Annotated in this window: 17 protein-coding genes and 2 pseudogenes; 11 read left to right on the forward strand and 8 right to left on the reverse strand. The window is 39.1% G+C overall.

Going from position 1 to position 18538, the window contains the following annotated elements; all coding sequences use genetic code 11:
• Positions 1-3: 3 nt before the first annotated feature.
• The 5 genes from CWB80_RS02175 to CWB80_RS02195 form a co-directional block, all read right to left on the reverse strand.
• Entirely contained in the window at positions 4-306 is a 303-nt protein-coding gene (locus CWB80_RS02175) for a hypothetical protein (RefSeq protein ID WP_055022328.1), read from the reverse strand.
• Between the two features lie 172 nt (positions 307-478).
• Positions 479-1837 (reverse strand): conjugal transfer protein TraH, encoded by a 1359-nt coding sequence (locus CWB80_RS02180; protein ID WP_138602720.1) that lies wholly within the window; start codon positions 1835-1837, stop codon positions 479-481.
• Entirely contained in the window at positions 1837-2820 is a 984-nt protein-coding gene (gene traF / locus CWB80_RS02185) for a conjugal transfer protein TraF (protein WP_138602718.1), read from the reverse strand. The genes CWB80_RS02180 and traF overlap by 1 nt, the downstream gene beginning before the upstream one ends.
• 10 nt (positions 2821-2830) lie before the next feature.
• Positions 2831-3484, reverse strand: a complete 654-nt coding sequence (locus CWB80_RS02190) for a hypothetical protein (protein WP_138602716.1) — start codon at positions 3482-3484, stop codon at positions 2831-2833.
• A 2-nt stretch (positions 3485-3486) separates the two neighbouring features.
• Entirely contained in the window at positions 3487-3819 is a 333-nt protein-coding gene (locus CWB80_RS02195; RefSeq protein WP_036973899.1) for a hypothetical protein, read from the reverse strand.
• Between the two features lie 419 nt (positions 3820-4238).
• Here CWB80_RS02195 and CWB80_RS02200 point away from each other — a divergent pair, with 419 nt between their 5' ends.
• Entirely contained in the window at positions 4239-5132 is an 894-nt protein-coding gene (locus tag CWB80_RS02200; RefSeq protein WP_138602714.1) for a hypothetical protein, read from the forward strand.
• Between the two features lie 57 nt (positions 5133-5189).
• Positions 5190-5405: pseudogene (locus CWB80_RS02205) on the forward strand (tyrosine-type recombinase/integrase); the annotation flags it as partial.
• A gap of 152 nt (positions 5406-5557) precedes the next feature.
• Here CWB80_RS02205 and CWB80_RS02210 read toward each other — a convergent pair.
• The gene (locus CWB80_RS02210) at positions 5558-6865 is read right to left on the reverse strand and encodes a diguanylate cyclase (RefSeq protein ID WP_212751227.1); all 1308 of its coding nucleotides are present in this window, start codon (positions 6863-6865) and stop codon (positions 5558-5560) included.
• 803 nt (positions 6866-7668) lie between these two features.
• Here CWB80_RS02210 and CWB80_RS02220 point away from each other — a divergent pair.
• The 3 genes from CWB80_RS02220 to CWB80_RS02230 are packed head-to-tail and all read left to right on the forward strand — an operon-like array spanning position 7669 to position 9342.
• Positions 7669-8313, forward strand: a complete 645-nt coding sequence (locus CWB80_RS02220; protein ID WP_138602712.1) for a hypothetical protein — start codon at positions 7669-7671, stop codon at positions 8311-8313.
• Positions 8314-8346: 33 nt separating this feature from the next.
• Positions 8347-8610, forward strand: coding sequence for a hypothetical protein (locus CWB80_RS02225; RefSeq protein ID WP_138602710.1), 264 nt, complete (start codon positions 8347-8349; stop codon positions 8608-8610).
• 30 nt (positions 8611-8640) lie between these two features.
• A complete protein-coding gene (locus CWB80_RS02230; protein WP_138602708.1) occupies positions 8641-9342 on the forward strand; it encodes a DUF4011 domain-containing protein in 702 nt (233 codons plus the stop codon).
• A 15-nt stretch (positions 9343-9357) separates the two neighbouring features.
• Here CWB80_RS02230 and CWB80_RS02235 read toward each other — a convergent pair whose 3' ends face one another.
• Positions 9358-10389 (reverse strand): IS630 family transposase, encoded by a 1032-nt coding sequence (locus tag CWB80_RS02235; protein WP_138602706.1) that lies wholly within the window; start codon positions 10387-10389, stop codon positions 9358-9360.
• A gap of 114 nt (positions 10390-10503) precedes the next feature.
• Between CWB80_RS02235 and CWB80_RS02240 the strand changes: the two genes are divergently transcribed.
• The 3 genes from CWB80_RS02240 to CWB80_RS02250 all read left to right on the forward strand — a co-directional run bounded on the left by CWB80_RS02240 (position 10504) and on the right by CWB80_RS02250 (position 15947).
• Positions 10504-10914 carry a tyrosine-type recombinase/integrase gene (locus CWB80_RS02240; protein WP_283235042.1) on the forward strand — a complete coding sequence of 137 codons (411 nt, stop codon included), beginning with the start codon at positions 10504-10506 and terminating at the stop codon, positions 10912-10914.
• A gap of 96 nt (positions 10915-11010) precedes the next feature.
• Positions 11011-12561 (forward strand): methyl-accepting chemotaxis protein, encoded by a 1551-nt coding sequence (locus tag CWB80_RS02245; protein WP_138602704.1) that lies wholly within the window; start codon positions 11011-11013, stop codon positions 12559-12561.
• A 92-nt stretch (positions 12562-12653) separates the two neighbouring features.
• On the forward strand, positions 12654-15947 hold the full coding sequence (locus CWB80_RS02250) for an EAL domain-containing protein (protein WP_138602702.1): 3294 nt from the start codon (positions 12654-12656) through the stop codon (positions 15945-15947).
• A 140-nt stretch (positions 15948-16087) separates the two neighbouring features.
• On the opposite strand, the pseudogene CWB80_RS02255 reads toward CWB80_RS02250, so the two are convergent.
• Positions 16088-16399: pseudogene (locus CWB80_RS02255) on the reverse strand (transposase); the annotation flags it as partial.
• Positions 16400-16405: 6 nt separating this feature from the next.
• Between CWB80_RS02255 and CWB80_RS22460 the strand changes: the two are divergent.
• From CWB80_RS22460 to CWB80_RS02265, 3 genes are all read left to right on the forward strand, one after another.
• Complete coding sequence (locus CWB80_RS22460; protein WP_138601303.1) at positions 16406-16594, forward strand: hypothetical protein; 189 nt, start codon at positions 16406-16408, stop codon at positions 16592-16594.
• 685 nt (positions 16595-17279) lie between these two features.
• Complete coding sequence (mobI, locus tag CWB80_RS02260; protein WP_118845363.1) at positions 17280-17771, forward strand: conjugative transfer protein MobI(A/C); 492 nt, start codon at positions 17280-17282, stop codon at positions 17769-17771.
• The gene (locus CWB80_RS02265; RefSeq protein WP_138601300.1) at positions 17761-18504 is read left to right on the forward strand and encodes a hypothetical protein; all 744 of its coding nucleotides are present in this window, start codon (positions 17761-17763) and stop codon (positions 18502-18504) included. The genes mobI and CWB80_RS02265 overlap by 11 nt, the downstream gene beginning before the upstream one ends.
• Positions 18505-18538 lie beyond the last annotated feature (34 nt).

Raw genomic sequence — 18538 nt, forward strand, 5'->3', positions numbered from 1 at the left:
AGCTTATTCAGAATTGGCATCTATAACTGGCCATGACAAACTTGAAATTTCATCGTGATTAAAATAAAGCTTTGTTCCATCACTTTTCAAAATGTAGCTTTCCAAGGATATTGGATCTGTTCTTAATGTACCTTTGATATGACATTCAACTGATGTACAGCCTCGTAAAACTAATGTTGTATTTGGGGTACCATCACTGAGAAGAGCAACAACCCTATTTGTGACGTAGGTATGCAAAAGATAAATTATACCTATAACAACTATCACCATATTCCAAAAGCTTCTAAGTTTCTTAAATTCCGCCATATTTCGCCTTCACTGTATTGATTTAACTCGCCTATTTTTCTAAGCGTACTTTTAATGGGTACCCTCTTTGCAATCTTCAATAAAAAGGCCTTAACAAACAAATTTTTCATATATTTGTTTGTTAAGGCGCTTTGACACAACAACTTAATCATACATGAACATTAATTTTAAATTACTTCATTGCCTGGGTAACCGCATATGGCGTAGCAACCAACTTCAAATCTTCACCTATTTTGTATCGCATTTTATCAAGATCATCATTGAGCTTATCCAGTGATTCGATATATGGTTTAGCAACAGCCCCTTTTAGTGATACACCTACAGATGAATTTGACTTGATGTTATGAAGCACTTCCTGAAGTACCGTTATTATTTGCTGAGCTACAGCTTCCTGAGCTGTTAATGATAATGTCTTTGCGGCCAACCGAGGACTTTTTAAAGCGCTAACTAACTCTGTAGCATTTAAATCTGCAATAGCTTGTAGTGCTATTTCATCTGCCGTCTGAGCTACATTCAGTCTTTTATCAATTTTGGCAACGAGCTTTTCTGCTATATCATCAAAAATGTACTTCAAGCCTCTGCTTGAGATAGTTTGTTCAATAGGGTTTAAACAATTTGGATCTGTGCTTTCACACTTCATTACTCTAATTGAGCCTGTATCAGACTCTTCGAAAATACCTCTTAATGAGACAGTTGCAGGTTTAGTTATTACATCAATCCCGGTATCGGTCGAGCTTGTGCTTCCAGACTTTCTAGAAATTGTTGTACCGGTTAACGACATGATCAGGTCTTTTAAGTTTGCTCCACCCAAACCTGAGATTGAGGAATGGGTATATGCACTGACATTTGCATTCACTAGAATATGATGAGCTGTATTAACTTCTACTTCGACACCATTTTTTTCTGCTTTAACAGCTGTATTATCTGTATCGCCTTTCGTAGCGTTTGCCTCACCTCTATCTGTTAACCAACCTGAAGCATCATTTGCGAGCCCTTCTAAAGCACCAAACTGCACTGAGCTCTTGAAAGTATCGACTGCATTTGTGCCGTCATCTAATTTCAGATCTCCCAAATATCCAACAGCCTTTTCGCAGCCATTAGCTGTCATTTGATTAAATTCATCAAGTTTTGTTTGAAGGTCTGACATTAACTTACTACATGAGGGACAAACTGAAGTTAAAGCCAAGTTAAAGGCGTATGATGGTACACCTTGTGCAATCGCCCTTCCCATTTGCACTAATTGGTCGGAGTTTATTAAACTAAAGCTTCCAGCAAAAAAGTCGATGCCACCACAGCCTCCAGATATTTTCGGAGGTTGAAAATTAACGACATTCGCTCTTATCCCTTTTACTCTGTAAGAAGCCCCACCAAAACTTATACCGTTTCTTGTTGGTGTACTGAATGAAGTAGCAGTTGTCGTTTGAAATGTTACAGCTTCAGTAAAGACATCTTCCATCACAGTTGAAGCATGAATTGATGGAGACAAAGCGCTAAGTGCAATTAGCACTCTTAATTTATTAATTTTAAACATTACTGAGCCTTTGATGTCGTTGAAAGGTTAATCTCATTAAGCCGTTTTCTGAGTAGGTCAGATAGAATTGAAGGGTTGTCTTCTAACTTTTGCTTTTCAACTACTAAAGGCTCCTTTGACACAAGAATATCTTTTACTTCTTGTGTTTTAACGAATTGCTCTTCACTAATGAGGTTCATCCGTTTTGCTGCATAGAGTGCTCTTTGAACAAGTTCACTACCTGATGCCATGCCATATTTAATTGTTTGAAAGTGCTGACCATCATTTGAGACAAGCATTGTTGTAGGGGTAATGTTCACTTGAAACTTTCGAGACAAAGTCATGTTAGGGTCGATCACATGCTTAACTCCCGGGAACTCTTTATCTAAAAGAATGCCATCCATTGAGATTGCTAACACATCAACCCCCATAATCTTAGCTAAGGACTCCATCGCAGGAAATTGTTGGTGACAATACGGGCAGTCAGAACGATAGAACATCCACAGCCCAGCTTTATCAAATAAAGAATTGAACACTTTGGCTTTATCTTTATTTGTTTTTACTTTATGAGCAAATAACGCATTACTTGAATTTGGTCGGCGGTTACTCTCAGAAAGTTGCTCTTCAAACATAAAGAATTCTTTTGTTTGATCGCTAAATGCATTCGCTTTGTCGATAGCTAAACGCTGTGCGTAATAATAGTTTGAAATGTTCTCTGTACTAGGATCATCAATAGCTGTATTGAGTAATTTAGGAAGGTTTTCTTTCAACCACGCTGAATTAATTTCAACCATTTCTGGTTGTTTCTTATCATTTGGCTGTGCAGAAGGAGGCTGCGCCTTTGGAACTTCTTGCTTTTCCTCATCTACAAGCTCAGGATCTTCGTAAAAGTGCCATCCTCTACTAGGTTTTTCTGTTCCAGAAAACGGTGAGCTTCTAGCAGACACAAAACCTGCATTCATGACTCCCAATGCTACAATGATTAAACTTAAATAGAATCTCATTCCTTTCAACCTACGAAATTTTAGCTACTTGCGTGTGTTGTACTCGAACTGATTGCTCTTGAACGAAATGATGAAGATTTACTTTTTTAAGTTTGATTGTTTTCACTGATTTAGGATTAACACCACAACGACACCAAGGACAAGAAGAAGTGAAACTTTGGGTTGTTCTTAAATAAAAGCGGCCACATGAGCATCTGTTGGGGTATAAGTCCTGCTTAGAAATTCCACAAAACAATGAATTCACTTGATTAATGTCAATTGGGTCGACCAAATCTTGGAAGCGCTTATTAAAGCTTATACAAACATTAACAAGCATATCTGCAAAAACATTGTCATTATCAAAATCAAAATTAGGGTACAGAACTTTAGCTTCATTAAATAGCAGATTCGCTATCAAAAAGCCTTCGCGGTTTGAATCAACCCATCCATAACCAACCGAATTTGCAATTTTCTTGAACTCAAATGGCTTAGAAGAAATAGTGTCTACTTCCCTTTTTATTTCTTTATAGCGTCCAATTTTGATATAAGGAAAGAGCTCTGCAACAAGAGCTGGCCTTGCATTAAGAGACATCAGCGTAACAATCAGTGAAATGTCTCTTGTTATATTATATGAAACACTTCTTCCATCCACTAAACCTATGAGTTCTGAACTAATTGCATTCATAATTAATTCCCCACCACAGCGATTGAAGTACTTGCAGCTAAGTTTTTAAGCTTGCCAAGTTTTGAATCATTATTCTCAGCACTTTTAATAGCATCTAGCATTTGTTTAATTCCATTCAAACCAAGCGATGCCGCGTTAATAACTGTTTTTTCTCTAGCTAGTCGTTGCAATGTCATTGTACTTGCATCACGTATAGCAACCACATCAGCTTCAGATTGAATACAGAAAAGGTGCGCAGCCAATTGAATATCTACAACTGCAGCTTGTTTCACTAGAAGCAAAGCACTAACTTGAATAGATATTGCTTCATCCAAAAATTGACTTCGATTTTCCATAACACAACCAATAAAAAGTTATTAACAATGAAGCTACATTTTAAACAGAAGGTCACTAAATTGGCAACTACACAAAGTATTTATTTCACAATAAAAATTTATAAAAAATTTAAACGTTTGATTATATTGTTATTTATTAATTTACAAAACAACACATTATGATACAGAAAAATAAACACAACCTCTATCACTAGCGCTTTATAATTAGATAATTAAGTTGAGTACTGTTATCAAAAATCAAAGTTGGCCATTAACAATCCAAATGTAATACTTAATTCAGGTATAACTTTTAGGTTTTTAAATGAAATCTCTGTTTCACATTGCAAATAAAATTAATGAAATGCTCACAGAATATGAGCTGGGTAACCTTCAAGAATTGAGGAAAAAGATTCATTCTTTATCACGAGTCCCCTCAAAGTATGTATTTGACCAAAGGGGGTAAAAAAGATTGGGGTGCTCATTTCGGAGGTCGAGCCGAGCTTCAATTTAATATCGGCTTTGAAAATAATTCGTTTCGATACGGAGTAGCATTCTCCCTTCGCCCTAGTAGAGATCATCCAAACCTTAATGCTCTAATAGAGAAAATTAATTTATTCAATGAATACATCAATGAATTCAGAACTGAGTTTTACGATTTAAGCATGTGGCACTTTGATGTTGAGCATGACGGCTCTAGAAGTGAAGACTTTCAGCCAACCATAATCAAGTCAGAATGGTGCAAAACTAATGCTTTTATTTTCCTAGGTGAAAAACAAAATCGTGAAAGAATTGATTATCAGCGAGTTTGTGATGTGTTAGATCGCTTACTACCTTTGTATCTTCACATAGAGATAGCATCAAATAGTGACAACCCTTCTACTCCCTCTTTTGTTTTCAAACCAGGTTGCAGAACAAAACTGTCATTTTCCAAAGCCTCCTATAAGAAAGATCAGCAAATAGATGTACGACTATTACACAATGATCTTCAACAGGCTTTGTATGATGAATTAGTGCAAGTCTATGGCAGGGATAACGTAGGCACTGAAAACGTTATAGGATGCGGAAGAGTTGATCTGACTCTCCAATTGGGTGATAAGTACAGGTTGTATGAAATCAAAACAGCATTTAGTGCTAAATCATGCATACGGCAAGCAATTGGGCAACTTCTAGAGTATGCGTACTTTTATAAAGCAGGTTTCGTAGAAAAGTTAATTGTTGCTGGTCCTGTAAAATGCACAAGCGTTGAACATTCCTATCTGAATGAACTGCAAAGCAAGTTTAATTTGCCGATCGAGTATTATCAAATCAAAGGCCCATGCTTTGACTTTGATTAGGTTATAATTTCATTTTACTTTCTTAAATTGTATTTATGTTGAAAAACCCCGAAGTAAATTATCAGGAGTTGGGCTGAGCAGTTAGGGCTTGATTCTGATCTATATGGAAGTCACTCAATGCGAAGAACCAAAGCGACATTGGTTTATGCTCGAACCAAAAATATAAGGGCCGTTCAGTTACTGCTTGGCCATACAAAAATTGATAACACCATTAGATATCTCGGAATTGAAATTGAAGATGCAATTAAGATATCCAGAGAGACGGATTGTTAATTTAATATAGCCAGTAACCCCAAGCTGCCTTTGCCCCTAAGTTTGCTAGCGTTGTTACTCAATAATTTTAGCTCAATGATTAAATCAATCAGTTTATATAATCCCTCAGCCCAAATTCAAACCTATATATAATTGATGTGCGATATTTCTTTTTAAATGAAAAACGCTATGTCTTTGTTCTTTGCAGATGATTTATTGAAGTACATGCTTTTATCTGCATTGGACAATACTTCATTGATAAGCTTTGGATTTGCCTTACTTTTAAAGGTGTAACTCCCGATACTTAATGAAATCCATATTTTTTGACTATTCCAGTGTAAAGGGCTGGACTCAAGGCAAAGATGCATCTTATGGATTACTTTATCCACATCCTCTTCATTTGATACTCGGTGTAAGATAACAACGAATTCGTCGCCTCCAACTCTTGAAATGAAATCAGATGAACGCAAGCAACGATTTAAGGATGAGGCTGTATGCTTCAAGACTTCATCACCAGCCTCATGCCCTAGGGAATCATTAATTTGTTTGAACTTATTTAAATCGATATTAAGAACAGTAAACTCAACGATTGAACCCTCTCTCGACATTAATTTAGTCATTTTTTGAAATAAGTAACGGCGATTAGGTAATTGAGTAAGCTCGTCATGTAATGACAAGTTTTGAGCACGTAAGTAGTTTTTGACTAACGCTATTAGAAGAAAATAGCCAATAGAAAAAGTTGCAATCCCAAAGGTCATGAAAATAATTTTAAATTTATATATGCTATCTATTTCACTAAAGTCTTTATATGAAGCAAATAAGGTCCAATTGTTATTTGGCAAGTATATGGGGTAGCTTATATCATAGTTCTCAACAGCAATATTGTTACCCTCAATAAGTCTATTACTCTCTCCATTTGAGTTGGTGGCAACTAGCGCAATGTTTGCGCCGATAACATCTTGTATTTTTGAAGCTTCTATTAGTTTGTCATAATTTATAACGACACTTAGGCCACCCCAGTAATTTTTGTTTTTAGGGGAGTCTGTAAATATTGGGTATCTTGCAATAAGAGCTCTTCCTCCTTGCACCAGTTCTAATGGCCCAGCTATGAAAACTTTTTGAGTATCTTTAGCTATCTGAACGGTTTCGTACTGATTTGGAACAGTTCTAAAGTCCAACCCAATCGCCTTTTCATTACCTTCTAAAGGATATGCATGAGATATGATGTCGTTGGGTGCTAGTCCGATATTTCTCACAAGCGCAGCTTTGGATAAAAATTGACTGGATATAGAGTTCCAATTTTTTGTTGCGAAATCAGGGTCTAATGACACCACCGACGCCAAGCTATCTGCAAGGTAAGTATCACGAAATATATTCGCTTCAATACTATATCTAACTAACGCTACTTCATGCTGAATTGTCTCTTTTACTTGTTGGATTTGTCTTTCGAGAAACTTATCCGTTACTAGATAGACGATCATATAACTAAAGACGCCATACATTATGGTTATTGTCCAAAACAACCAAGGGCTAAATTTATATTTATGTAACACAAGAACACTCACAACACCGCAATACAAGTTAATGGGTAACTTTCAGTAATCTCTATAGATATTAGACATAACATTATGTATTAACTAGGCTTTATCGGTAAAATGATGAAAATAAATCAAGAAGCTACGAGCTGATTGGCTATACCCATGAATCGTCTTGGCCTCATGCCCCAACTTCATTACAAAACAACCAACAGGAAACAGCACAACAAAGTGCTAATCAACAGTTTATCTCTGGCCTTTTGTATTGATGAGGAAACGATAGCAAAACAAACAAGGCAAACGCTGATATAGCTACTTAGCCATTACTACCTCAATAACGGTAATAGTATTCAACCCCGATCATGGACATACAAGCGTTTAAGGTTTAAAGATACTTTTACTAATCTGATGTTAGTGGTTTACCAGATGACGTGTAACTCACATTTGTCCAGAAACGAGCTAGAACGACCGTCTGTTTTAGCTCAAAGTGGAGCCTAATAGCGTATATTTTGAATAGTTTTGAGGCAGAAACTACGTATTTTCAAGTTATACCTTTTTCTGGAAGGGGCGTTGTATAGGCCACTTCTTTGCAAAACAATTTTAAGCCACTCAGCTCTGTAGGTTAACCAGAAACTTTTTGACATAGATTAAATGTATGCCGCCCGTTTCTTGTCCAATCATAATGTTCTAGTTACATTGGTTAAAACTACTATTGCTACTTAAGCAAGAACAAAGGGTTACAATTTCTCATGGAAGAAGTTAATAAGCAAAACCAAGGCACTATTAAATTAGAAGTAGATGTGATTTCTACTTTTTCACTAACTGCACAGCAAAATTCATATTCAGTTTTGCGTAATATCCAAATCATTGTACCGGAATGTTACGACAAACCAGTCCTACGTAATTTAAAGTTAAGATTGAATGCAATTGAAGGTTGGTTAGACTCCTCTGAGTGGCTTATTGATGAAGTGATTTCTGGACAGTCAGTTAAATTACCAGTCAAAGAACTTAAATTTCCTTTTGAAACACTTTTTGGCCTCACCGAAGAAGTTCTTCTAGGGCTTAAGTTTGAGCTACTGGATGATGAAAACCTTCTCCTGTGTAGTAGTGAGCATAAAGTGAGTATTCTCCCCGCCAATTTTTGGGGTGGAGAGAGTCGTCAGCCAGATTTACTAGCGGCTTTTGTAAAGCCAAATGATTTATACGTTGAGTCTTTAGTTAGAAAAGTCGCTTTACTTTTAGAAAGTAGTGGCCAAGGACGCTCAGTAGATGGGTATCAGTCGAACACTAGAGAAAAGCCATATTTGATGCTTGCTGCGCTTTGGAATGTTATTTTCCAAGAAAAGTTAGCATATGTCAGCCCTCCTCAATGCTTCGCAAAAACTGGCCAATGAATTCGTCTAGCAGCGGATATCAGCCAATCTAAAATGTCCGCTTGTTTAGATTCTTATGTCTTATTTGCAAGTTGTATAGAAGCTATGGGTCTAAACCCTTTGGTGACTACCACTAGTGGGCATGCTTTTGCTGGTGCTTGGTTAATTGATGAGAAGTTGCCAATTCTTTGTAATGATGATCCACAGGATATAAGAAAGCGCGTGGATAACCGAGATTTAGTCTTGTTTGAAACAACGCTCATAACAAATGCTTCTCCTGTTACATTTGAACAAGCAAAAGATCATGCCAGAAATTAACTTGACGAGGATAAAGAAGAAGAGTTTGTAATGGTTTTAGATATTGGCCAAGCACTAGCTCAGTCAATTAAACCGTTATCAACTATAGAAGAGGCTAAAGCTGAAGCTGAATCAGTATATGAAACTGTTGAATTTACTTTACCTGAAGTTCCTCTTTTACCTCCCGTTCGTGTTGAAGAACGTGTTGTCGAAGAAAGCCCTGAAACACGCATTGACTCATGGTGCCGAAAGCTTCTTGATTTAACTAAGAGAAATAAACTTTTAAATTTCAATAATAAGTCGGTATGTATACAGTTATATTGTCCTGATATAGCTAATATGAAAGGTATGTTGGCGGATGGGACAAAGTTTAAATTCTTATCAACTCAAGAAAGTCCATATTTTGATTCAGAACGAGACAGTGAGTTATTTCGTTTCCAAACCGGCTCGGAAATACATAAAGAGTATGCACTTAATCAGTTAAATAATAAAATTTTATTAGCTAATCAGCCTCCTAAAAAGGTAGAAAAAAATGCTATCGAGCTGTTTCGGAAAGCAAAAAATGATTTAGAAGAAAGTGGCTCAAATACACTTTTCTTAGCACTGGGTTTCCTTAAGTGGAAAGAGAACCCAGAGGATACCCGAAGCTTTAAAGCTCCATTAATTCTTATTCCGGTTAACCTCACTCGAAAAAGTGCTCGAGCTCCCATTTATGTTGAGCAATTACAAAGTGAGGAAGCAATCTTTAAATAACTGATCCTAATAGTGCTACATTTTGGCTGTTCCATAACCATTACCGGGAAATGGTGAAACCGTGTCCATAAAGTATCTGACTCGTTTCAGCAGTGACACCATGCTATGGCACTGGTGATTACGGGTCACCGTTTCATGCAACTTGTGCCAGAGCAGCTCTATCTCGTTTATCCAGGGTGAGTAAACCGGTTGGAAGATAAGGATGAACTTGGGGCTGTCTGCCAGCCAGCTTTGCACCAGCCGGCTCTTGTGGATCACGTAGTTATCCAGGATCAGCGTGATGTTACGAGCTCGCCGGTAGCGCCGCCGTAGCGTTTCCAGCAGCGAAATGAACAGGGCCGAGTTCTTTTTATAACCAGCAACGTAAGTGACCTGGCCCGTTGTCGCATGCAGGGCTCCGGCCAGGTAATACTTTTCGTTGATACCCGGTGTCACGACTTTCTTTTGCTGGCCTCGACGTGTCCAGCCCGCTCCCAGCTTGGGGTTCAGATCGATATCAACCTCGTCGGCGTAGAGCACGGGATTATCCTGACAGCAGTCGGCAAGTGCCTGTTTTAATTGCTTTACCTTGTTATCATAGTCTGGGTCTTTGATCCTCAATGTCTGTACAACGCGACGCCAGACAATCCCTTCATGCGGCAGCCAGCGGCGAAGCGTGGAGGCTGCCATGTTGAGGCCCAACAAGCGATTGACCTCGATGGCAAACAACTCAGTAGACCAGCGGCTGCGCTGGTAACCCAGGTCTTGCGCTGAAAACTGAATCAGCACCTGAAGCTCTCGAATAATATGTCGAATCGGCAAAGAAGGTGGTCGTCCCGGCCGCTGCGAACGTAACGCCTCAAGCCCGCCTTCGTGATACCAGTTGAGCCAACGGCCCAGTGTTGAGCGGGCAGCGCCGGTCAGCTGGTGAATTGTTTTGAGTGTGTAGCCTTCGTAACGCAGCAGAATGGCCATGACTCGACGGGCATACTGTTTGTCACGGGTGGTCTGAATAATCTTGTGCATTCGGCGCTGCTCTGGGCGAGGAAGAGATGGTAAGATCGGCATGAACTCAGTCCTTTGGGTGTCGTTTTTGGTTTTGTTTGGCGACTGATCAGATCGCACAAACTGGACTGAGTTCCCTCCCTCCAGTGATCTACTATTCGGAACAGCTATTTAAAAGTGTTAGATGTCATACGAGCTGGTGAAATTTTAACGAGAGCCAGTATTGTTCAGCAGAAAACTGGCACCCCAGTAATGTTTGAAATCATCGCTCACACCCGCCAGTCATTGCTCGAATGGATTACTCTCGCAAATTTAAAATATGATGATTATTTATTTCCTTCACGAAAACACGCTGTGCCTCATCTTGGCACCCGCGCTTATAAATGGGTGTCATCCATCGGTTTAGAAAGCAGTTTGTATGGCACTCACAGCATGCGCAGAACTAAGGTCTCTATTCTGTACAAGCGAGACAAAAACTTACGCGCCATTCAGCTGTTACTCGATCATAAGAAAATCGAAAGCACAGTGCATTATCTTGGTATCGATATGCAAGATGCGCTTGAGTCTGCTGAAAATCTCGACATATAGCTTGATATTATTAACATTATTATTTATAAAAAAATACTATACTTTTATACTCAGCTTATTAATAATTTTTTGTATAGATGATAAATAAGGCACTACATGCGCAAAAACTTGCCGGTTACTGACAGAGAGAAAACTTTCGGAAGTACAACTAAACTTATATCAGTGACTGATACTGAAGGGACTATTCTTGAGTGTAATGATGCCTTTGTTGAAGTGAGTGGATTTCAAAAGCACGAGCTGATTGGCCAGCCTCATAATATGGTCAGGCACCCTGATATGCCGCCAGAGGCGTACAAAAAAATGTGGCATTATTTGAAAGCGGGAAAGCCTTGGATGGGCTTGGTTAAAAACCGCTGTAAGAATGGCGATTACTACTGGGTTGATGCGTATGTAACGCCTGTAACACAGAGCGGCAGAGTAATAGGCTATGAATCAGTTCGCTCCAGCCCCTCAAGACAAGACGTGGAGCGGGCGACTAAACTTTATCGTGATATTAATGCAGGAAAAAGTAGTCGATCTACTTTACCCATATCGCTTGAGAATGCCTTCCTAGTATTATCGATAGCCCTGTGTGCGGGTTTATTCGGCTTCGGTTTCAAAGAACTTTCGGAGGGTATACTACTAATCTCAGTCATCATTTTTGCAATCTGGGTATCATTAAAAAAAAAGAAAACTCTTCATACGCTGAATGATATGCTTTGTCATTCATTTTCAGATGAACTGGCGGTTAAAAGCTATACTGATGATACTGGTGATATAGGAAAGCTCAAAGTTGCGATTTTAAGTCAGTTTGCGCATTTAGGAACAGTGATTACCCGTATCGAAAGTGCCGCGCTTGTTGTCGCCAAGGAATCGGAAAAAGGCGCAGAATTAACCGATAAAACCAGAAAAGACATTGACAGTCAGCAAGCAGAAACCATACAGGTGGCTACTGCGATGAATGAAATGTCGACTACTATTGCCGAAGTATCTAAGCATGTCAGTGATACTGCTAAGCAGGCAGATACTGCTAACCATCTTGCAGTAAAAGGCACTAAGGTGGCGAATGTTACCCGTGACTCTATTCAAAAGCTAAAACTAACGGTAGAGCAAATTGGTAGTTCTGTGTGCGGTGTGTCAGAGCAAACCTCACGTATCGCCAGTGCTGCGCAAATAATTGAACAGATTGCAGACCAAACCAACCTACTTGCCTTAAACGCCGCTATTGAGGCCGCTCGTGCGGGTGAGCAAGGTCGGGGTTTTGCCGTGGTTGCAGATGAAGTAAGAAGTCTTGCCCAGCGAACTCAAGAATCAACTAAAGAAATCTACGGTATTATCACCGAATTAACGCAACGCGCTGGTGATGCTGTGAGCGTCGCTGATGCTGGCGCGACAGATGCAGAAGATGGTCTTGCTCATGTGATTGAGAGTGGTAAAATGTTAAGTGGTATTTCCGACTCTGTTGGTCAAATTGCTTCTATGTCTACTCAAATGGCTGCCGCAGTTGAAGATCAAGCTCATGTTGCTGAGGACATAAACCGGCAGATAGTGAACATTTCAACGCTTGCCGATATGAGCACTGAAAGCTCCATGAAACTATCAGAAACCATTATTTATCTTAATAAAATAGCTGATGAACTACATGAGCTTGTTGTTCGGTTTAAATAGTAAATTCACAAGTACTATTAGAGTGTTTAAGAGTGTCTTTCTAAAGCACTATCGGTAATTTACGACTGAGTAAAACATTATAGGAGAGACTTTTGAGTGCACCTGATTATCCTGCTGATGAAGCCGTTCGTTTACTCGCATTAAAACGCACAGCGTTACTGGACTCGCCTGCCGAAGAGCGCTTTGATCGTATCACCCGACTTGCGACTTTCATTTTTAATGTCCAAACGAGCTTAATTTCGCTTGTCGATGGTAACAGGCAGTGGTTTAAATCTAAGGTAGGGCTTGATGCTTTTCAGACTGACCGTGATATCTCTTTTTGCGGGCATACAATATTGCACCCGGATATTTTTATCGTTTCCGACGCAACAAAGGATGACCGCTTCTCTGCTAACCCGCTTGTGACCGAGGAGCCGCATATACGTTTTTATGCAGGAGCGCCGGTTTGCGAGCCAGGTGGGCAACCTATTGGCACATTATGCCTTATAGATCCACAGCCTCGTGACTTGACGATAAGCGAAAAACGAGTATTACGTGAGTTAGCTGACATGGTTGAGCATGAGATTGCCAGACTAGATCAGGAAACGCTACAAAAACAAGTCTCTGCAGGCATGACAAGAATATCATCAATAATGGCAACGTTGCCAGATATGGTTTTTGTCATTGACCGAAACTTTCGTTTTTCAGTGTGTAACGACCACCCTGATTTGCTTAAGCCTCAACATGAAATTTTAGGGCAGAAAATCCTTGATGTATTGCCTAATGAGTTAGGTCATCAACTGATGGATAATGTTAAACAAGCTTTTGAGAACGACAATGTCATTCACCACAACTGCACCTTCAAAAAATTAAATAAATCCTTTGAAGCGCGATACAAGAAAATTGATGAAAATGAAGTTCTGATTATTATTCGCAATACTTCTGAGCAAACCGCTGCACACTCTGCCATCAGACGTCTTTCGGAAGTTGCCAAGCAAACAACGAATGGCGTAGTGATAACCGATATACGTGGTTTTGTTGTCTGGATAAATGAGGCGTTTACTAGCATCACTGGTTATAGCATCGAAGATATGCTGGGTAAAAAGCCAGGCGAACTATTGCAGGGAGCCGACACTGATCCTGCAACTATTGTTAGGATGAGAGCGGCCTTAGCTTTACAGCAGAGTTTCAATGTTGACGTACTCAATTACTCAAAAGAGCAGCAATCATATTGGGTGAGAATAGCCTGTAATCCATTGCTAAACGAAGAAGGCGAGCTTAGTGGCTTTATTGCAATTGAGACTGATATCACGAAAGAGAAGCGGGATGAAGAACTCATTCGCAATAGTGAGAATTTACTCAAAGCGGTGATTGATGCCAATACTATTGGGACATGGCGTCTTAATTTACAAAATGGCGAGTTAGTAATTAATGATAAATGGGCATCATTGTTGGGCTACGAACTTTCCGAACTGCTGCCAACTTGCAGAAACACCTGGGAGAGACTGACCCATCCCGATGATTTAGCCTATAGTGCTGTACAAATCGAAAAACACGCAGCCGGTCTTATTCCCATATACGAAGCCAATATTCGAATGAAACATAAAAACGGCGAGTGGGTTTGGATTAATACCAGGGGGCGAGTGTCAACAAGAACAAATGATGGTAATGCTGAGTGGCTACTGGGTACGCACTTTGATATTAATGACCAGATACAGGCCGAAAGCTCACTCAACGAAAAATCAAAGCAGATGGAAGCTGTTGTCGAGAGTTTACTTGATGGCATTATTACCATTGATAGCAAGGGTAAGGTACTTACATTTAATCAGGCTGCGAATGAAATTTTTGGTTATTCTGATGAAGAAATTATAGGCAGAAATATCAGTATGCTTATGGGCTCACCACATCGTGAACATCACGATAGTTACTTATCAAATTATATTAACCGGGGTATCAGTGACATTACCGGTCGTATTCGTGAACTTGATGCGTTGCACAAAAATGGTACAACATTTCCTATTGAGCTGGGTGTTGTTGAAGTAAAAATGGCTGGTGAAACTAATTTCATTGGAATTGTGCGGGACATTACTCAGCGTAAAAAGCGTGAGCAAGAAATACATCAGTTAGCATTTTATGACCCACTCACATTACTACCAAATCGTCGGTTGTTATTAGACCGATTACTGGCGGCAATGACACATTGTTCGCGCGCCGACAATTTTGCGGCTTTAATGTTTCTTGATTTAGATAACTTTAAGAATCTTAACGACATTGCTGGTCACAATAAAGGCGATTTATTGTTATGTCAGGTCGCTGAACGCTTGGTTAGTTCAGTTAGGCAGGGTGATACGGTGTCACGGTTAGGGGGAGACGAGTTTGTTGTCGTAGTATCAGACTTAAGTAATGATAAAGAAACGGCTGCTAGTCAGGCTGAATCACTTGCGCAAAAAATCATGGCTCACTTAGCACAGGAATATGACTTAGAGGGTTTAACTTACAATAGCTCCGCAAGCATCGGGGTAACAATGTTTAATAGCGCAAGCGTCTCAAAAGAGGATTTATTAAAACAAGCCGACATAGCAATGTATAAAGCTAAAGAGGCTGGTCGCAATGGCGTGCAGTTTTTTGATCCTAAGATGCAGGTTGCAGTTAACTCAAGAGTGACCCTGATCCACGACTTATATAACGCAATACAGCAAAGACAATTTACTCTTTTCTATCAAAAGCAGATTGACCAGCATGGGCGGGTTGTCGGTGTCGAAGCGCTGTTACGCTGGTTTCATCCAGAAAAAGGGATGATTTCACCGGCACAATTTATTCCTCTAACAGAAGAAACAGGCCTTATTGTGCCTATTGGGGATTGGATATTACAACAGGCGTGTGAGACTTTAGTCAATTGGGCTAAACAACCTGTTACGAATAATCTAAGCGTCGCGATTAATATTAGCGTAGTTCAATTTAGCAAAGATGACTTTGTTCAGAAAGTACTCAACTCATTGAAAAATTCAGGCGCTAATCCTCAACTGCTAAAGTTAGAAATAACAGAATCACTCTTGGCTAATAATATTCCAGATGTAAAAGCTAAGATGCGAGAATTGCAGCAATGCGGTGTTACGTTTTCTATTGATGATTTTGGTACTGGTTATTCATCTTTATCATATTTGAAACAGTTACCTATAAACCAGTTAAAAATAGATCAGAGTTTTGTTCGGGACATCATTAACAATAGTAATGACAAGGCTATTGCTCAGGCTATTATAACTTTAGCTAGTTCAATGGATCTGCAAGTAATCGCTGAAGGCGTCGAGACAGAGGATCAGCGAGCATTGTTAAAGAGCATGGACTGCAATACTTATCAGGGGTACCTTTTTGGAAAGCCATGCAGACTTGAAGAGCTAAAATTATAAGTGTGTTACATCAATGCAATTGTGTGACGATGATTAGCGTTTTACGCCCGCTTTTATGAATAATATAAGAAAGTAATTATTAACGTCTGCTTTCAGAGTACTGCTGATTTTTGGTATATAAATAGCTGTTCCTAATAGTGCTACATTTTGGCTATTCCATAACCATTACCGAGAAATGGTGAAACCGTGTACATAAAGTATCTGACTCGTTTCAGCAGTGACACCATGCTATGGCACTGGTGATTACGGGTCACCGTTTCGTGCAGCTTGTGCCAGAGCAGCTCTATCTTGTTTATCCAGGGTGAGTAAACCGGTTGGAAGATAAGGATGAACTTGGGGTTGTCTGCCAGCCAGCTTTGCACCAGCCGGCTCTTGTGGATCACGTAGTTATCCAGGATCAGCGTGATGTTACGGGCTCGCCGGTAGCGCCGCCTTAGAGTTTCCTGTTGTGCTTCAATGTGCTTGATGCAAGCAACCACTTTAAAGAAGAGTATAAGCCACGGTTAACCGAAATTGTTCAAGAAACATTGAAAGAAAGGCCCGGTATCACATTACATACTTTGGCATTGGAGATTGCTAACTTACATGGCTTAACACGCACTAGTAAAAAGCAAGTTGATTACATTTATGAGCTTTTAAAGCCATGAGCAGGAATTAAAGAGAATTCGGGTTTCTCGCCAACAGTTTGATTATCGCCAGAAGATACTTGCGAGTTAATACATTGGCGAGGTGCATCAAAGCCCTCAACTTTTAGATTTCAAGTAATTTAAGTTTGTTTGCTACATATATGATGCAAAATTTCGTTTTATTGCAGTAACCGTAAATGATATTTCTTTCCTTAACTATCCTCTTTAGAACCGTTTAAAACAAGGTGACTTAAAGCTCACAGGTATTCCGTTGCATAGATTATGATGCAACCATTCAACATTTACAGTCGGTTTGGCTACATGTTAAGCCTGCCGCAATAGCTCCCCAATTTATAAATACGGTTTTTCTGCGTAGTTATGATGCAGAAAAAAGTTAATTTAACCAATGTCATTCAATGACAAGTTTTTGCGTGTCTATGATGCAAAAAATAATCCCCCTTCACAGTGTTCCTTGGCAGTTCCGCAACGCAGAAAACTTTTATTTGCGTCTAAATAGAGCAAGCCTTTTTATTGCTCTAGATTTATTTCCCAGTTACACCCTTGAGGTTTAATTCACTTCAACTTCCTGTTCTCCACACTTAAAAACGTGCTTTGGCTAATTTTTTTGAATATACGTTTGAAAATTCGGCTTTAGCTATCTTTTCGCAAAGCATAATTAAGTCTCAATTAAAGTTCGGGGTTAAAGATGCTGTCTACAGAAATAGAAGTGCTGAAATTAGTTTTAGAGGCTATCGAGGATGCTGAAAAACCAATTGTAGAAAGTGCGCAAGATATTTGTGATCAACACAAAAAAAGGAGAGTTCTTTTAGATCAAATTCATGGTGAGTCGGGAGATTTTAAAAAATCGACATTGCAAGTAAAAGTTAGGCAGCGAAAAAACTCTGAAAAATTTTACATCACTTGGGTTTCTCATGAGTACTCACCTATCAAGAAAATTAATAGGCATTGGGGGAAAGAAATTCCACCAACAAAAAAAGGATATACCGAAAAACAACTGAGTAAAAATTGCGAGGATGGCCACGCAAAAATTAATTGGGAAACTGAAATGCAACTTGCTCCATTAAGGGAGTCACTTGAAGTTTTGCATTCATCCAGAGTTAGTTTGAAAAAGCAGATCTGCAAACTTTCTAAAACACTATTTACCGCTCCAGCTGAGGAAGAAAATCATGATCAATAATGACCAACTAATCCATAAAACATTTGTTACTAATATCCAGTTCAAATCACACACCATCCATAACTTTTGGAAAAACGAAGGTGACCGGACATTAAATATTTATGAACGCATTGGTTCATTATTAATGTTAACCACTACAGAAAATGAACTCTATTCGAAAGTAAGCGCTTGGGAGTCAGAGCTTGCTGATTGGTTTAACCAAGAAATCGAAAGTATACAAAAACAAAAAGAAGCATTTATGGAAAATGCCGGTTTAGAAGAATCACCAGAAGTTATGACACCAAGCTCTTATGAATCAAGCGTACCAGTTTGCTATCCAGTCACTTGGAAGTTACTAAATTTAATTCAAACTTTAGATAATGAAATCGCAGAATTAGAAAATCTTTGGTTAACAGGTTTTGTTACAGATTTAGGTCGTCATGAAAACAGCAATAGAGCGATTGGTCTATTACGAAAATTAGTAGCAAAAATTAGCAACGCTACATCACCTGGTAAAGACAGAAGTGGGGGTCGATTTAAATCCACCCAACTAATTTCGTTAATTCGAGGTGGCCTAGAGTTATATGTAGATGACAGCCTTATTTTAAAACAAAATGAAGAAATTAAAGCCAAAGCTTCAAATAAAAACACAGAAAAAAAGACTGACTCAAAATCCACTTCATTGGATAGCCCTTCTGCAGACTCTAAGAACGAAACCGAACAGCCAAGCAACTCAAAAGTTAACGCAGCTTAAAATGACTAGGCGGAAAACCGCCTAATTTTTCCAG

This window comes from Pseudoalteromonas sp. S1650 (assembly GCF_005887195.1).
Lineage (GTDB): Bacteria > Pseudomonadota > Gammaproteobacteria > Enterobacterales > Alteromonadaceae > Pseudoalteromonas > Pseudoalteromonas simplex.